We start from the raw sequence: 16081 nt of genomic DNA, 5'->3' as shown, positions 1-16081 counted from the left end.
AATATAAAAAACTAAGCTTTTCAGAGTTAATGTAAAACTACTTTCATAAACAACTGGAGTAATGTTAGATTTAATCCTATTAACCGATTGATTAATTATTTTATTCAATAAACTTAAAACAAATCATTAACTATTGTTTATTGTCGTAATTTATTAATTGACCAAACTATACTTCATGATCAATTATTTCCGCTGGAATAATTAATATATATATGAGAATAATTGTTTTTATTTACTGGTATATTTAATTAATCAAACAATTAATTTTAAATAATTATCCATTTGATTAATTCTTCGATTTAGGCCCTATAAAAAGAAATATAATCAATTTGCAAGCATCAATTATTAACTTATGATTCATTGATGTAGTTTTAATAAACCCCCTCTCCAGTTTGGCCTCCTTCCAACTCCCTGATAGACTGGTTGTTCAACCTCATCATCAATGGAAGGACGCCGATGCAAGCATTTCAAAATCTCATTGAACACTTTCAAAAAATATCTCGTTTTAGTCACCTATCTGCCATTTGTGGCTGGGATGCGGCATCCATGATGCCAAGTGGTGGCAATCAAGCCCGCTCTGAAGCAATGGCTGAGCTTTCCGTTCATATTCATTCGCTCATGACTCAAGCTCAATTATCAGATTGGTTTGAACAAGCTAGTGAAGAAGTAAACTCTAGTACTGATCAAGCAACACTACGTGAAATGAAACGTCAATGGCTGCAATCAAATGTGCTTCCTGAAGATTTAGTACAAGCAAAATCACTCGCAGGATCTAAATGTGAACATGCGTGGCGCTCCCAAAGAAACGACAATGATTGGCAAGGATTTGAAAAAAATTGGGCTGAAGTGGTCAAACTTTCTCAAGAGGAAGCGCAAATACGTTCCCAAGCAACAGGGTTAAATCCATACGACTCAATGCTTGATATATATGAACCGGGAACACTCTCACAGTCACTGGATGCTACATTTAATGATGTGAAAAGCTGGTTGCCTGACTTGATTGATCAAGCAATAGATAAGCAGAAATCAGAGACTTATATAAAACCGGAGGGCAACTTTAGCAGTCGGAAACAGAAATCACTTGGCTTAGAAGTAATGAAACTACTTCAATTTGATTTCAACCATGGACGGCTTGACGAAAGTGTCCATCCTTTCTGTGGCGGGGTTAACACAGACGTTCGAATTACCACACGCTATGATGAAAGCGAATTTGTACAATCGCTAATGGGAATTGTGCATGAAACTGGCCATGCGCGCTATGAACAGGGAAGGCCAAGCGAATTAAACGGCTTACCAAGCGGAGAAGCTCGTTCAATGGGGATTCATGAATCTCAATCCCTATTTTTCGAGATGCAAATCGGTCGTAGCAATGAATTTATCACTCTCCTTTCTAAGCTTGCGAAAAAACACTTTTCTGGAGCGAGCGACTCTCTACTATCTCAAGAGAACCTGTACAAGCTCTATACCCGAGTCAAAAAAGACTTTATCCGCGTCGACGCAGACGAGCTTACCTACCCCGCTCACGTTATTCTTCGCTACGAAATTGAACGTGATCTAATTAACGGCAATATTTCGCACTCTGACGTACCAGAGCTCTGGGATCAGAAAATGCAACATTATCTAGGTCTCTCTACAAAAGGGAACTATAAAAATGGCTGTATGCAAGATATCCACTGGACAGATGGCGCTTTCGGCTATTTTCCTTCCTATACACTAGGTGCGATGTATGCTGCTCAGTTTATGGCGTCAATGAAGCAAGATATTGACGTAAACAATACGATAAGTAGTGGTGATCTCACTCAAATTTTCGCATGGCTAAAAGACAACATATGGAGCAAAGGGAGCCTATACACCACCGATGAACTCGTTAAGCAAGCAACTGGAGAAACGTTGAATACAGAATACTTTAAACGCCACTTAACTCAGCGTTATTTAGGCTAATTCTGAAAAAGAATACAACATGATATGCCAGTACTTACCATTGAAGATATTGTGCAATATAGATTATCTGCCAACTTAAAACTCGCTTAAAGAGACTAGGCCTCCAGTAGATAACATAACGTACTGGAGGCCCTTACAATTAAGGCTTACGCTTCTAATTTAAAGCTGCTAACTAAATCAAACACCCTTCTAGATAGGTTTTGTACTTCTTTGCTAGAAGAGAGTGAGTCGTTAGCACTTTTTAGAGTTTGAGTTGACGATTCACGCATAGATTCAACGCTACGATTAATCTCTTCCACAACAGAGCCCTGTTGCTCGACAGAAGTCGCTATTTGGGTGTTAATATCGTTCATCGTTTGCACGCTACCAACAACACCATTCAATATATCTATTGTTTCGGAAGATTGCTCAACACTGCTACCAGCAAACTCAGAGCCCCGCTGCATCACGTCAACGGCACTTTTCGATCCTTGCTGTAACTTAGTTAGCATTTCTTGAATTTCAATCGTGGAATCTTGAGTTCTTTTAGCAAGCGTCCTTACTTCATCAGCGACTACCGCAAATCCTCTACCTTGCTCACCTGCCCTCGCCGCTTCTATAGCCGCATTTAATGCCAGCAAATTGGTCTGATCAGCAATATCTCTAATCACATCTAAGATGGTGTTGATACCATGACTATCTTGCTCTAACTTTTCGATTACTCCGTTTGCCGACTCAACTTCATTGGCCAAGCTACTAATTGATTGAGACATTTCATTAATTGAGCCCATACCAGTTTGAACCGATTCCTGCGCCTCAGATGAAGAGGTCGCGGCTGACTGACTGTTTTGTGCGATGTCAGCAATACTGGCGGTCATCTCATTAATTGCAGTTGCCGTCATTTCGATTTGTTTCGTTTGTTCTTCCGTCTCTTTAGTCGCAATAGAGTTAATGTCATTCATCTCTTTACAGAGAAAATCAAGGTCCTGAGTCGCCTCTCGGATCTGTAAGGTAGTTCTTCTAAAGTCTTGAGCAATTTTGTTCACTGCTGTGAATATCATCGCCACTTCATCTTTACCCTTCGACTCCATGTTTAATGTGAGATCTCCTTCTGCCAACTGATTTGCCCCAGCCATTAATTCTTGAATTGAATCCGTTATAGTGAAATACATAGCCATAAAAATCAGGACAGATACAGCAATTACTAACACCAATATTGTTATCAACGAATTCAGCTTGAACTGATCGCTGCTTTCTCTATCAGCGAGCATGTTGTCTAATTCAGGTACCAACGTATCAAACGCTTTTATAGCTGAAGCAATAGCACTTGACCCTGCTGAAAAATACTCACCTGGGCTGACTGTAGGGGACGTATTTTGCAGCAACTGTTGCTTCGACAAAGAAAAAAAGTCAGAAGCATTTTGTTCTACTGCCTGAGTAACACTATCAAGCTGTTTGAAGTGAGCGTTTTTTGATTCGACCGTTTCAATAGCATAGCTGTACTTTTTTAACTCCTGACTTATAGAATCGGTAAGAATAGTGATGTTGAGTACTGTGTTTTCAGATTGATCTTTTCTGGCTATTGCACCGGTTCCTTTACCACGCAGTTTTCCCATACTTTCTATTAAACTAGGAAGTACTGTCGTAACAACAGACATAACATAATAACTGTCTATTTGCGGATCTAATGTGAGATTTGATTTATCAGCTACAGCTATGATTAAGTTTAATACTGAACCAATGACTTTAGTGTGCTCCTCAAAGTTTTCGGCAGCACCCCAACTGGTATTATTTGCTACCGTTTGCCAATTTCGCTCTATAGATTGAATTGATGAGGATAAGTCAAATTCATTATTATGCTGTTTATTGAGACTTTCCAAATTGCTAAGCGCTTGAGCAACCACTTTCTTCTTATCCGCAACTTTGGCAATGAGTGAGTTATCTCCACCCATCACTCCCTGTGTCATCCCTCGGTGCTGTGCCATATTGGTAAACACATTTTTTAAAATCGGAAGATAAGCAACGCCAACCCGCTCTCTTTCGGTAAATTCAAGTCGATGTCTGAGCTCTGCTTGGAAGAAATAACTAATACTCAGAAGTGGAATGACAAACAAACAACCCACTAAAAGAAACTTATATTTAAAACTAATTTGACTCAAAATATGGCTAAGTGGAGAAAGTAATCGCTTCATTATGAGACCTTCCTAGTCAATAGAGTGCTATCCATCGCACCCATTATTAATAGTTATAATTATAAACAATGAATATCAATTATCTGCTCTATTCGCACTTTGGAATGATAATTACTACTAAATGGTTACAAGGTGGATATTTCTATAAACCTTTCCGGAGTAGATCCTTACGATATTGCTCCTTGTCGACATCGTTAACTTCCTAACCTGGTCTAAATCACAAAACACTTTAGAGGATACAATAGTCCAGTAAATGCTTCTTTGCTCTAGTTTTTATTTTGTTTCTAGCTGTCAATAATATGCCCAACTATTCTAATACGTGGGTGAAACATGGAAATCCAATCTCTAATTAATACAGATTTAGTCTGCTTGGATCTAAAAGCCAAAAGTAAAAAAGAAGTCCTCAATGAAATGGCAGAGATACTAAGCCAAGCAGGAAAACTCTCTAATAAAGACCAATACCTGTCTGACGTCTGGGCGAGAGAAGAAATCGGCAATACGGGTTTTGAAGACGGCATTGCGATACCACATGCGAAGAGTAAATATGTAGCACAACCCGCTGTTGCAGTTGGAATTAGTCGCCATGGTATAGACTATGGTGCAGAAGATGGTGAACCATCCTGTGTCTTTTTCATGCTTGCTTCACCTGACGGTGAGGACAATCATCATATTGAAGTACTGGCACAAATATCCAGTAAGCTTGTCGAAGACGGTTTTATAGATAGGCTAAAGTCTGCGAAAACTAATGAGGAAGCGGTAAATCTATTAACGTCAAATAAAACTGAAGCTAAGCCGATACCTCAAGAGTCTATTGATAATTCTTTAGATAAAAATGACACAAAAACCAGCGACTTTAAAGCGAGAATGAGTCGTGTTAAAGAACACCTTCTATATGGAACTTCACACATGATTCCATTTATTGTTGCAGGTGGTGTTTTGCTGTCGCTATCCGTCATGATTTCTGGGAAAGGTGCCGTACCCGATAGCGGCGTATTGAAAGACATTGCAACGATGGGTATTGCAGGCTTAACCTTATTTACCGCAGTACTCGGTGGTTATATCTCCTACTCAATTGCAGATAAGCCTGGCCTAGCCCCGGGTATGATTGGCTCATGGATTGCCGTACAAAACTATCATACTGGATTTTTAGGCGCGATAATTGTTGGCTTCTTTGCGGGCTTCGTTGTCTCTCAGCTAAAACGCATTAAACTCCCTGATACGATGACGTCACTTGGATCAATTTTTATCTATCCACTTGTCGGTACGTTTATCGTTTGTGCCGCTGTAATGTGGATATTTGGTCAGCCTATCGCTCTCATGATGTCTGGCTTGAACCATTGGTTGGCAAGTATGGCAGGCGCAGGTAAGGTGTTACTTGGGACTATACTTGGTGCTATGACGGCATTCGACATGGGCGGGCCAATCAATAAAGTGGCGACTTTATTCGCTCAAACTCAAGTAAGCACTCAGCCATGGTTAATGGGTGGTGTAGGTATCGCTATTTGTACTCCGCCACTTGGGATGTTCCTAGCGACAATTCTATTCCCGAAAAAGTTTAAGAAATTTGAAAAGGAAGCAGGCAAAGCGGCAGGAATCATGGGATTAATCGGCATTACTGAAGGCGCAATTCCTTTCGCTGCTGCCGATCCTATCCGTGTCATTCCTTCAATTGTTGCGGGTGGTATCGTCGGTAACGTCATAGGGTTTATGTTCAACGTGATTAACCATGCACCTTGGGGTGGGTGGATTGTTCTACCCGTTGTAGAAGGTAAGATGGGTTATATCATTGGTACCATTGCTGGCTCTCTTACCACTGCCATTATTGTCGCTTTGCTCAAGAAAAACGTCGAAGAAGATGAAGAGTCAGTGGTAGAAGAAGCTGAGTACAATAGTTTTGTTGGAGAAGGTGAAGCACAAGTACTCGCTATCACTGCATGTCCTTCGGGTGTAGCCCATACATTTTTAGCAGCAAAATGTTTGGAAAAAGCCGCTCATCAGTTAGGCGTGAAAATAAAAGTGGAAACACAGGGCGCAAATGGGACAAATAACAAAATAAGCAAAGCGGATGTAGCAGGTGCGCAGTTTGTCATCTTTGCTCATGACGTAGCGATTAAAGACAAAGAACGTTTCGCTCACTTACCGAGTATTGATGTTGGAACCAAAGAAGCGATGCATAACGCCGAACATCTGATTTTATCCAAACTTGAAAAGCCTGAGTCAACTCCCGTACTAGCAACTACCTAAAAATAGGAGAGAGAAGTTTTATCCTCTATCCAACCTAGGTCTATATAATAAGCCGTACTTCGATGTAAATCGAAGTGCGGCTAAAACGCTATGACTTAACTATGAAAATTATAAGAAATGAAAGTCCAAGCTAATATTAAAGGACTTCATATCATCATTCTTAAAATTGAAGTTATTGTAGCTTGCGCCAATAGTTAGCGGTCCCATAATTGAATATTTGGCACCAACACCATAGAAGCCATCAATTTCGCTTTGGTTGTAGCTGCCGCTGGTCGATTCAATTTCGTAATCGTGCAAACCCGCTTTCGCATACACTTGCAAAGGCCCTAGCTCAATGCTTGGTCGAAGTGCAATGTATTTTGTGTTTGCCTTCAGCTCACCTGAAGTGTTGTCATAGTTGGAACTATCAAACTTACCAAAATCTTGATAACCCGCTTCTAACCCTAAAAATGGAATCATGCTTAAGCTGGTACCGACATGCACACCATATGATGTGGAAGAGTCACCGCCTAGATCGGAAGAGCCAACATCTACCCCACCATAAATTAATGACTCTGCTGACGCTGTCGCTGAACACCCTAGCAACGCTAATGCAAGAAGTGTTTTTTTCATAATTAACCCTCTAGTAATTTTGTAGGCAATACGCTGTGTTGCGAAGTTTTGCCGTCTTCCGTCAAAATTTAATGCTACTAATCAAGTAAGCAAATATCATACCTTTAGGTGGTTTCTAGTCGGTTAACACTGTTCAATTGAGATTTTGATCCGCTTATCTGAGATTGGATAAGGTGTCCCTAGCTGCTGAGCAAAATAACTGACTCTCAACTCTTCTATCATCCATCGAATAGCCTTTACATTTTCTGGAATGGCTAATCCTTTCGGTATTTTATTCAGTAACTCATGATAATCGTTGGTTACTGCCTCTATTTTAAGCATGTGTAAGCGATCTTTGTTGGGATCAATAGGCAGTTTTTCCATTCTTCTTTCAACTGCTTTTAAATAGCGCAAAATATCTGGCAGTTTCTGCCAACCCGACTCAGTTGCAAACCCTTTGAATATCAACCCCTCGATCTGAGCCTTGATGTCAGACAGCGCAAATGCCATGGTAAAGTCGATTTTACCTTTCAGCTTCTTATTTATCTGAAATGCCGTGGTTAGGATTGTTTCAACCTGCTTGGCGATATCAACAACCGTTTCATTAAGCTCAGCCCTAACGTACTCTTTCAATTGCTCAAATTCTTCAGGTAGCCACACTATCCCACCTTTTTCTTCAATCAACTTATCAATGCCACATGCAATGCAGTCATCAATAAGATCTAACACCTTGCCATAAGGATTAAAATAAAGCCCCAACTTCGACTTATTCGGTAAATTGGCGTGCAGATATTTAATAGGTGAAGGCACATTGAGCAAAATGAGCCGCCTTTGTCCTGCTGTCATTTCTGTCAGCTGTTCTTGTTCAGTCTCAAACAGTTTGACTTCCACACTATCTTTGCCATCTACGATAGCTGGGTAGGCTTTAACATCATAGCCACCGCGTTTTTGGGTATAGACTTTCGGCAATTCGCCAAAGCTCCACGTGCTTATCCCTTTTTGCTCAATATCATCATCGGCAACTTTTGACAGAGTTTCCTGAACCTTATCCTTCAAGCTTTCCTTGAGTTCAAATAAGTCTTTGTTCTCTTTAAGTTTTCGGTTGCGGTGATCAACCGCTCTGAATGTCACTTTTAGATGCTCTGGAACTTGTTCTAAGTTCCAATCTTCTCGCAGCACTTCAACCCCTGTCATGCGGCGTAACTCTTTTTCCAAACTATCTAGCAACGGAGCTTCAAGCGGCGTGACTTTCGCGATAAATGCATCGGCGTAATTCGGGGCAGGCACAAAATTTTTGCGAACAGGCTTTGGCAAAGATTTAATCAAGCAAACTATGAGTTCATGACGTAAGCCGGGGATCTGCCAGTCAAACCCTGCAGGCTCAACTTGATTTAATATAGGCAGAGGAATATGAATAGTGACACCGTCACTATCATCACCGGGTTCGAATTGATAACTTAGCTTAAGTTTAAGGCCATTTTGATACCAAAAGTTTGGATAATCTAACTCAGTGACATGGCTCGCATCGCCTTTAAATAGCATCTCTTTTTCAAAATTCAGCAGCTCTTTGTTTTCTTTACTGGCTTTTTTCCACCAAGTATCAAAATGGCGACCAGATACCACCTCTGTACCCACCCGTTGATCATAGAATTGGTACAACTCTTCATCATCAACCAATATATCTCTGCGACGAGACTTATGTTCTAGCTCTTCAACTTCTTGGAGCAGTTTTCGGTTTTGTTTAAAGAAAGAATGTTTGGTGTCCCACTCTCCTTCAACTAGTGCGCTACGCAAGAATATCTCGCGGCTTATTGTCGCGTTAATATTGCCATAATTAACGAGTCTCTTAGCGACAATTGGAATTCCATAAATCATCACTTTCTCGTAGGCCATGACTGCAGCGCGCTTTTTAGACCAGTGAGGTTCGCTATGACTTCTCTTTATTAAATGCTTGGCCAATGGCTCAACCCACTCTGGTTGAATCTTGGCGATGATTCTCCCCCACAACTTCGATGTTTCGACAAGTTCGGCAGACATCACCCATTTAGGCTGCTTCTTGAATAAACCTGAGGCAGGGAAAATGTGAAAACGCGCATTTCTTGCCCCTAAATAATGATTCTTTTCCTGATCTTTAAGGCCAATATGAGACAGCAAACCAACGAGCAAGGAGCAGTGAACACCATCATAGCTGCCCGGCTCATCATTCATTTTAAAGTTCAGTTCACGAACAACTTGATGGATTTGAAAATATACATCTTGCCATTCACGCACACGTAAGTAGTTGAGGTATTCCTGCTTGCACTGTTTTCGGAACTGATTGCCAGATAAAGACTTTTGCTGCTTTTGCAAATAGTTCCACAAATTTACAAACGTCATGAAATCGGAATCTTCATGGAAAAAACGTCTGTGCTTATCATCGGATTGTTGCTGCTTATCTGATGGTCTTTCTCGAGGATCTTGGATGGAAAGCGCCGACGTAATCACCATGACTTCTTTTAAGCAGCCGTACTTTGGTGCTTCAATTACCATTCTGGCGAGTCGTGGGTCGATAGGTAGACGAGCTAGTTGGCGTCCAATTGGCGTTAATTTATGCTCAGATTTGCGTCTTTTTTCTGACTCTTTTGCTGAAGAAATGGCACCAAGCTCTTCCAAAAGCCGAACACCATCTTGGATATTTTTATTGTCAGGAGCCTCGACAAAGGGGAAGGCTTGAATATCCCCAAGGCCAATCGACGTCATTTGCAGGATAACGGATGCCAAATTGGTTCTGAGTATTTCTGGATCGGTAAATTCTGGCCTAGATTCAAAATCTTCTTCCGAATATAAACGAACGCATATTCCTGATTCGACACGTCCACAGCGCCCTTTTCGTTGATTTGCACTGGCTTGAGAAATGGGCTCAATCGGCAGTCGCTGAACTTTGGTTCGGTAGCTATAGCGGCTAATTCGTGCCGTCCCCGGATCAATCACGTATTTAATACCCGGAACCGTCAGTGACGTTTCGGCGACGTTCGTCGCAAGAACGATTCGGCGCCCGGAATGAGGCTGAAATATTTTGTTCTGCTCACCAGCAGATAACCGAGCATACAGCGGTACAATCTCGGTATCTCTTAGGTTTCTTTTTGACAGTGCATCTGCGGTATCACGTATTTCACGCTCGCCGTTCATGAAAATCAAAATATCGCCTAGACCTTCATCGCATAGCTCGTCAACCGCTTCGAAAATGCCTTCCAGCTGATCTCGGTCAGAATCATCTTCACCCTTTAAAGGAGAATATCTTGTTTCAACAGGGTAAGTACGACCAGAAACTTCAATAATTGGTGCGTTATTAAAGTGCTTTGAAAAACGCTCAGGATCAATCGTCGCAGAGGTAATGATAATCTTTAGATCAGGCCTTCTAGGCAGTAGCTCTTTTAAATAGCCTAGAATAAAATCGATATTGAGGCTGCGCTCGTGTGCTTCATCGATGATTATCGTATCGTATTGATTCAAAAATTTATCGTGTTGGATCTCAGCTAACAGAATGCCGTCTGTCATTAATTTGACTTGAGTCGATTCTGAGATTTGGTCATTAAAACGAACCTTGTAACCCACTGAGCTACCAAGTGAACATTTCATTTCTTCCGCAATACGATTTGCCACCGATCTCGCAGCTAAGCGTCTAGGTTGTGTGTGACCAATAAGGCCGTATTTACCTCGCCCTAACTCTACACAAATTTTGGGGATTTGAGTCGTTTTCCCTGATCCCGTTTCCCCCGCAATAATCACCACTTGGTTATTGCTGATTGCATCTGCAATATCCTGCTTCTTTTGGCTAACTGGTAATATTTCAGGGTACTCAATAGTATGTTGAGCTGAACCTCTAAGCTCCGCTTCAGACATCGATTTCGCTATATCTAAAGCGATTTCATCAAATACGGCAGCTCTAGACTCTGGCTTTTTAATTTTGTTTGCGCCTTGGATTCGTTTGCTTAAACGAAAACGGTCACGCAGCATACATTCTTTCAGCGCATTGCGAAGCGAAGCCATGTCATTGTTTTTCTTAACAGGCTGTGAAGAAGACGGACGGTTATTATCTGAATGAGAGGATGTCACGCTATATCCAATTATTAACTACAAAAACTGCGCGGATTGTACCATAAGCAACGCAAATTATTTGCTTTCTGATTTAGTCGCAGAGACAAATATTCTTGGCATAGTTATAGAAATCTGATCGTGGTCTTTTGTGAAGCTCTCGACGTATTTTAGTAGACTTTCTCGATACCCATTTGGTAGCGGAACACCAAACCAATCTTGGTAGCTATACACTTTGTAAGCACCTGACTTAAACACTTTTATAAAGTCGGCTGGAGATAAGTGATAACAAAATTCTTTCAAGTAAATATCGTTAACTTTAAATCCATTTGATTCAAATAATTGACGGTACTCATCAGCACTTTCCAAATGCATACAAGGAAAGTGATGGTACTGCTTCAGTTCGGGATAACAATCGGAAAAAAAGCGCTCCATCAAACTGACTATTGTTGGGCACCAATTCTCCTTACAGGGTGTTTGAACGGCAAACGTGCCTCCAGCTGCTAAAACGTTGCGGATATTTGCGAGCGCTACCGTGTGATTTCGATACCACTGAAACGAAGAATTCGAAGTAACTAAATCAAAGCTATCACGTGCCTCACCGACACAATCGGTGACAAAATTTTCTATCGAACAATGTAAGAAATGTATCGAGTTATCAAAAAATGCTTTCCGAGCTTCGGCTATCATCTGCGCAGACTGATCAATAGCAACAACACTTGCTGCTCGCGTATGTGTTTTAAATCGACTTGTAACGCGACCAGAACCGCACCCAATATCGAGTATGCGATTTACTGATTTAGGGAGTAAGTTGAGAAGTTCAGTAGCGGCATCGTACTGGACAATGCCATTGACGTCGTATTCTTTATCGTAGTTCACTTTGTAGCCTTGGACCTTTCGGTACTTATTACTAGGGGTCGTTATATCAGCTACTTAATGAAAGTGTAAGCCTAATTATTCACTTTCTGAGTTTTGCATGACACCTATTTACGCATCCCAAGCGCACAGCTTCACTAACTAAACCAATGAGAAACACGTTATTCTGTAAAAAAGAAGGATTGATAACCATTCAGAAATACATGGCAAGCATCCCCTTGACCTTGAAATAGCACAGCTGCTGCTTCTGAGTTCTTAAGTTCTTGTTTTACTTTTTCTATTCGGTAATCTACAGCTGTTGTAATAAGGGAAAGTCGCTCATTTTTAAGTCCATCTAGTTGCTCGTTTATACATTGGACTTGAGCAGAAAGTATAGGTAGGTAACTATCAGGTAATTTCATTTGCCAACACACGTTTTTTTATATTTATATTGAAATACTAATACGTGAACAAGCTTATTCAACTTTGCTTAAACGCTTTTTAATCAAAACTGAGTAAATGTCACTAACCTTCTTCGATACAACGTATCAAGAATCTGCTATCGCTTTGTTACGTATGTAAAAGAATAACACGTATTCACGCTTTATAATCTTTCAATCTAGAGTATCGCCTAAAGTAATATAACTATCGCTCTCTAGCTTTCTGGTAGTGGCATTTCACAAATAACGATAAAATCGCATTGACTCAACCTTTAAGCTGCTTTAGTCCAATCACACTCTAAAATATCCTCTCAACAATATGTAAATATAAGTAAAAACCTTTAGGATTGAGTAAAGCTTGAAGAGAATTTGCATGTAATAGTATAGAATCAATTTTATTGGAAAATTAAGACTCTACATCTGCTTTCAGAGTGTCTAGAAGAAAGGAAGGTTTTTTGCGCAACAGTCAGGTTCACTCTCTACCACTCATCATTGCCGGGCCAATTCTACGCAAGACAACCCAAAGCGAGGTTGTTGTCTGGCTTACTACAAGCCAACCTCTAGTTGGTACATTTCAGGTATTCACTGATGACACTAACCAAGTAGTGTATCAATCGGAACTGAATCAACATACGCAAATTCAAATTGGCGACAATGCCTGGGTTAGCTTGATTCGTGCTTTGGGTGACTTCCCGCTAAACGATACCTTATGCTATGACATCACTACGGATGACGGAAATATAAAGTCGCTGGCTCCACAAGTTGTCTATGAAAGTGAAAACTCACCAAGTTTTCGTATTACCAACCGAGCTGAATACATCTTACACGGCTCGTGCAGAAACCCAAACCATCCAGCGAAAGATGCTCTCATCGCAGCAGATAATAAAGTCTCTAGCCTGCTTATAAAAGAGCGCCCTGATATGCTTATGATGAGTGGTGACCAAATCTACGCAGATCATGTCACTGGCCCCTTGCTAAGAGCTATTCATCTAGTGATTCAACTTTTAGGCCTGCCAAAAGAAGAGTTTGAAAACGCAGCTGTTAAGGATAGTTATGAGTTATACCGACATCCGGACACTATATATGGTCGCTACTCTATACTGCCAACTTCTCACAGTAACAAAGGGCTGTTGGATCGCTTGCTCTCGAGTAAACCTAGCCCAATATTTACGTCACAAAATTGCGTCAATCACCTGATTACTTTTTCAGAGTTTTTCGCAATGTATTTGCTGGTATGGTCTCCCACATTGTGGGAGTTTATCGACATAGACTCGCTGGAAATCGATACTAATAATGCATCAGATCAAGTAAAACAGGGACTAAAAAACTGGGCTTCGGAGTCACGACGTTTGAGCGCCTTTGTGAACGAGCTATCAAGCACTCAACGGCTAATGGCGCATATTCCAACGTACATGATATTTGATGACCATGATGTCACTGACGATTGGAATTTAACCATTGGTTGGGAAAAATCAGTCAATGAGAATGACCTATCCAAACGAGTGATCGGTAATGGGTTAATTAGCTATTGGTTGTGTCAGGGTTGGGGAAATGAGCCAAAAAACTTTGACGACCACTTTATCCAGCTTGCAACTGAATATTTTGCTGCTCCAATACCAACCACTCAGGATGCGTTTATACATTATCTAAACAAATTCGAGCAGTGGCATTACACCATCCCGACTTCACCAAAAGTCGTCGTACTGGATACTCGAACTCGACGCTGGCGTTCAGAGTCAAAAATGAATAAGCCTTCAGGTTTAATGGATTGGGAAGCGTTAATCGAGTTTCAACAAGAGCTACTCAATGAAAGCAAAGTCGTGATAGTTTCCGCAGCTCCAATGTTTGGTGTAAAGTTTATCGAAGCTTTACAACGAATCATGACATGGGTTGGGCAACCTCTTGTTATTGACGCTGAAAACTGGATGGCCCATCCAGGTTCGGCTAACACCTTACTTAGCATATTCACTCATACCAAAACCCCAACAAATTTTGTCATTTTATCTGGAGACGTTCATTACTCATTCGCCTATGACATTAAACTTCGCCATAGCAAGAGTAGCCCAAACATTTTCCAAATCACTTGCAGTGGGTTTAAAAATCAATTTCCAGAACCACTACTTAAATGCTGTGACACGCTAGACAGGCTACTTTACTCGCCATATTCTTTTCTCAATTTGTTTACAAAACGAAAGCGATTGTTGATTAAAAAGCGCGATCCAGATACTCCGGGATTCCGTAGACTAGTCAATCAAAGTGCAGTCGGAGAGTTAAAGCTAGACAGTAAAGGCAAACCCAAAAGTGTCGAACTACTTACTTCAGAAGGTAAAACCATCCAATTTCCTGAGCGCAAATAGCCACATGCTCTTGTAGTTATGAAACCGTAACTTCTCTTGACCCTTTAGGGATATAGAACCGAGAAAAGAACAAGCCTACTTCAAACAATAAACACATAGGCACAGCTAACAGTGTTTGGGAAAGCATATCTGGCGGCGTAAGGAACATACCAACTACAAAAGCACCGACAATAATGTACGGTCTCTTCTCGCTCAAGGCTTTTGGAGTTGTAATGCCCATCCAACAAATCAGAATGATTGCAACAGGTATTTCAAAAGCGACACCAAAGCCCATAAACACAGTCAAAACAAAATCGAGGTAGCTCGTAATATCTGTCGCATATTCAACCCCTCCTAAGGAGATCGCTGTAAAGAAATGAAATACTAGAGGTAGGACGGCATAATACGCAAAAGCAACACCGCAATAAAAAAGTACAGAACTTGAAATAAGCAGTGGTGTAATTAATCTTCGTTCGTGTTTGTATAAACCTGGCGCAATAAATGCCCAAATTTGATACAGAATATATGGCACAGCAATAAATATGGACACCACTAACGTTAACTTAACTGGTGTAAATAATGGAGAAACCACGCTCGTTGCTATCATTGTGGCCCCTTTTGGTAAACGTTGTACCAAAGGAGCAGACACAAAGTCATAAATATCATTAGCAAAATAAGCAAGGCTAGCAAACACCACCAGTACTGAAGCAATTGATTTAAGTAATCGGCTTCTTAACTCAAGTAAGTGTCGCATTAGAGGCTGAGAAGGTTGTTCTGACGGCATAGTTTGCTCTATTAATATTGGTAGACAACAAGTTCTATTTCTTTGAAGAACTTGAAAAGTCTGTTTCTATATCCTTTACTTCCGACTTAATGCTATTTAAAGAATCATTCATGCCGTCTGTTATATTTCTCAAGCCATCTGTTGAAGCATTGATACTGCTAGAAAGCTTGTTCATCTCGCTTTGCTCAATAGATTTCATTTCTTCTTTAAGTTCTGATAGCTGTAACTCCTTAGAGACTTCTTCCTTTACACTGTTTGCCATAGCACGTGCGATTCCAATGAACTTAGCAACACTGCGGACAACCTGAGGCAGCCGTTCTGGCCCAAGAACAACGAGCGCAACCACAAAAATAAGCCCAAGTTCTCCGAAGCTGCTATCAAACACTGTTACGCCTTCTCGGATTGTTTATAAGAATCAGCAGAAGTTTGTTGCTGAACCTTTTCTGTAGAATCGAAATCAGCATCTTGATTATTTCCCACTACAGTGTCTTCCTTTAAAGATTTTTTAAAACCTTTGATTGCAGAGCCTAAATCGCTTCCAATACCACTGAGTTTTTTAGTCCCAAAAAGTAACACTACAATTAAAGCAATAATAAGAAGTTGCCATATACTAATATCAGCCATAATAAACCTACACCTACTCTA

The 16081-nt window shown here is 40.7% G+C and carries 11 protein-coding genes; 3 read left to right on the top strand and 8 right to left on the bottom strand.

The features are described from left to right. Positions 1–456 precede the first annotated feature (456 nt). The gene (locus tag ACM2FC_RS04620; RefSeq protein ID WP_498479686.1) at positions 457–1941 is read left to right on the top strand and encodes a carboxypeptidase M32; all 1485 of its coding nucleotides are present in this window, start codon (positions 457–459) and stop codon (positions 1939–1941) included. Between the two features lie 146 nt (positions 1942–2087). Here ACM2FC_RS04620 and ACM2FC_RS04615 read toward each other — a convergent pair whose 3' ends face one another. Further along, on the bottom strand, positions 2088–4112 hold the full coding sequence (locus tag ACM2FC_RS04615) for a methyl-accepting chemotaxis protein (protein ID WP_498479685.1): 2025 nt from the start codon (positions 4110–4112) through the stop codon (positions 2088–2090). Between the two features lie 330 nt (positions 4113–4442). On the opposite strand from ACM2FC_RS04615, the gene ACM2FC_RS04610 reads away from it, so the two are divergent. After that, on the top strand, positions 4443–6356 hold the full coding sequence (locus ACM2FC_RS04610; protein ID WP_498479683.1) for a fructose-specific PTS transporter subunit EIIC: 1914 nt from the start codon (positions 4443–4445) through the stop codon (positions 6354–6356). A 108-nt stretch (positions 6357–6464) separates the two neighbouring features. Here ACM2FC_RS04610 and ACM2FC_RS04605 read toward each other — a convergent pair whose 3' ends face one another. The 4 genes from ACM2FC_RS04605 to ACM2FC_RS04590 form a co-directional block, all read right to left on the bottom strand. Further along, positions 6465–6968, bottom strand: coding sequence for an outer membrane beta-barrel protein (locus tag ACM2FC_RS04605; RefSeq protein WP_498479682.1), 504 nt, complete (start codon positions 6966–6968; stop codon positions 6465–6467). 123 nt (positions 6969–7091) lie between these two features. Continuing rightward, entirely contained in the window at positions 7092–11042 is a 3951-nt protein-coding gene (hrpA, locus tag ACM2FC_RS04600; RefSeq protein WP_498479681.1) for an ATP-dependent RNA helicase HrpA, read from the bottom strand. Between the two features lie 57 nt (positions 11043–11099). Continuing rightward, positions 11100–11900 (bottom strand): class I SAM-dependent methyltransferase, encoded by an 801-nt coding sequence (locus ACM2FC_RS04595; RefSeq protein WP_498479680.1) that lies wholly within the window; start codon positions 11898–11900, stop codon positions 11100–11102. Between the two features lie 158 nt (positions 11901–12058). Next, positions 12059–12298 carry a hypothetical protein gene (locus tag ACM2FC_RS04590; protein ID WP_498479679.1) on the bottom strand — a complete coding sequence of 80 codons (240 nt, stop codon included), beginning with the start codon at positions 12296–12298 and terminating at the stop codon, positions 12059–12061. Between the two features lie 473 nt (positions 12299–12771). Here ACM2FC_RS04590 and ACM2FC_RS04585 point away from each other — a divergent pair, with 473 nt between their 5' ends. Continuing rightward, positions 12772–14673 (top strand): alkaline phosphatase D family protein, encoded by a 1902-nt coding sequence (locus tag ACM2FC_RS04585; protein ID WP_498479678.1) that lies wholly within the window; start codon positions 12772–12774, stop codon positions 14671–14673. A gap of 16 nt (positions 14674–14689) precedes the next feature. On the opposite strand, the gene tatC is transcribed toward ACM2FC_RS04585, so the two are convergent. The 3 genes from tatC to tatA are packed head-to-tail and all read right to left on the bottom strand — an operon-like array spanning position 14690 to position 16060. Continuing rightward, complete coding sequence (gene tatC / locus ACM2FC_RS04580; protein WP_498479677.1) at positions 14690–15436, bottom strand: twin-arginine translocase subunit TatC; 747 nt, start codon at positions 15434–15436, stop codon at positions 14690–14692. Positions 15437–15470: 34 nt separating this feature from the next. Next, a complete protein-coding gene (tatB, locus tag ACM2FC_RS04575; RefSeq protein WP_498479676.1) occupies positions 15471–15821 on the bottom strand; it encodes a Sec-independent protein translocase protein TatB in 351 nt (116 codons plus the stop codon). 2 nt (positions 15822–15823) lie between these two features. Beyond that, entirely contained in the window at positions 15824–16060 is a 237-nt protein-coding gene (tatA, locus tag ACM2FC_RS04570) for a twin-arginine translocase TatA/TatE family subunit (RefSeq protein WP_498479675.1), read from the bottom strand. Positions 16061–16081 lie beyond the last annotated feature (21 nt).

It is taken from the genome of Vibrio sp. A37, from assembly GCF_059777565.1.
The sequence above is the reverse complement of the archived record's forward strand: the minus strand, read 5'-3'. Positions and strand labels throughout refer to the sequence as shown.

Bases quoted from the DNA above. Each gene is read 5' to 3' on its own strand.
- ACM2FC_RS04620 (WP_498479686.1), top strand. From the start codon at position 457: ATGCAAGCATTTCAAAATCTCATTGAACACTTTCAAAAAATATCTCGT.
- ACM2FC_RS04615 (WP_498479685.1), bottom strand. From the start codon at position 4,112: ATGAAGCGATTACTTTCTCCACTTAGCCATATTTTGAGTCAAATTAGT.
- ACM2FC_RS04610 (WP_498479683.1), top strand. From the start codon at position 4,443: ATGGAAATCCAATCTCTAATTAATACAGATTTAGTCTGCTTGGATCTA.
- ACM2FC_RS04605 (WP_498479682.1), bottom strand. From the start codon at position 6,968: ATGAAAAAAACACTTCTTGCATTAGCGTTGCTAGGGTGTTCAGCGACA.
- ACM2FC_RS04590 (WP_498479679.1), bottom strand. From the start codon at position 12,298: ATGAAATTACCTGATAGTTACCTACCTATACTTTCTGCTCAAGTCCAA.
- tatC (WP_498479677.1), bottom strand. From the start codon at position 15,436: ATGCCGTCAGAACAACCTTCTCAGCCTCTAATGCGACACTTACTTGAG.
- tatA (WP_498479675.1), bottom strand. From the start codon at position 16,060: ATGGCTGATATTAGTATATGGCAACTTCTTATTATTGCTTTAATTGTA.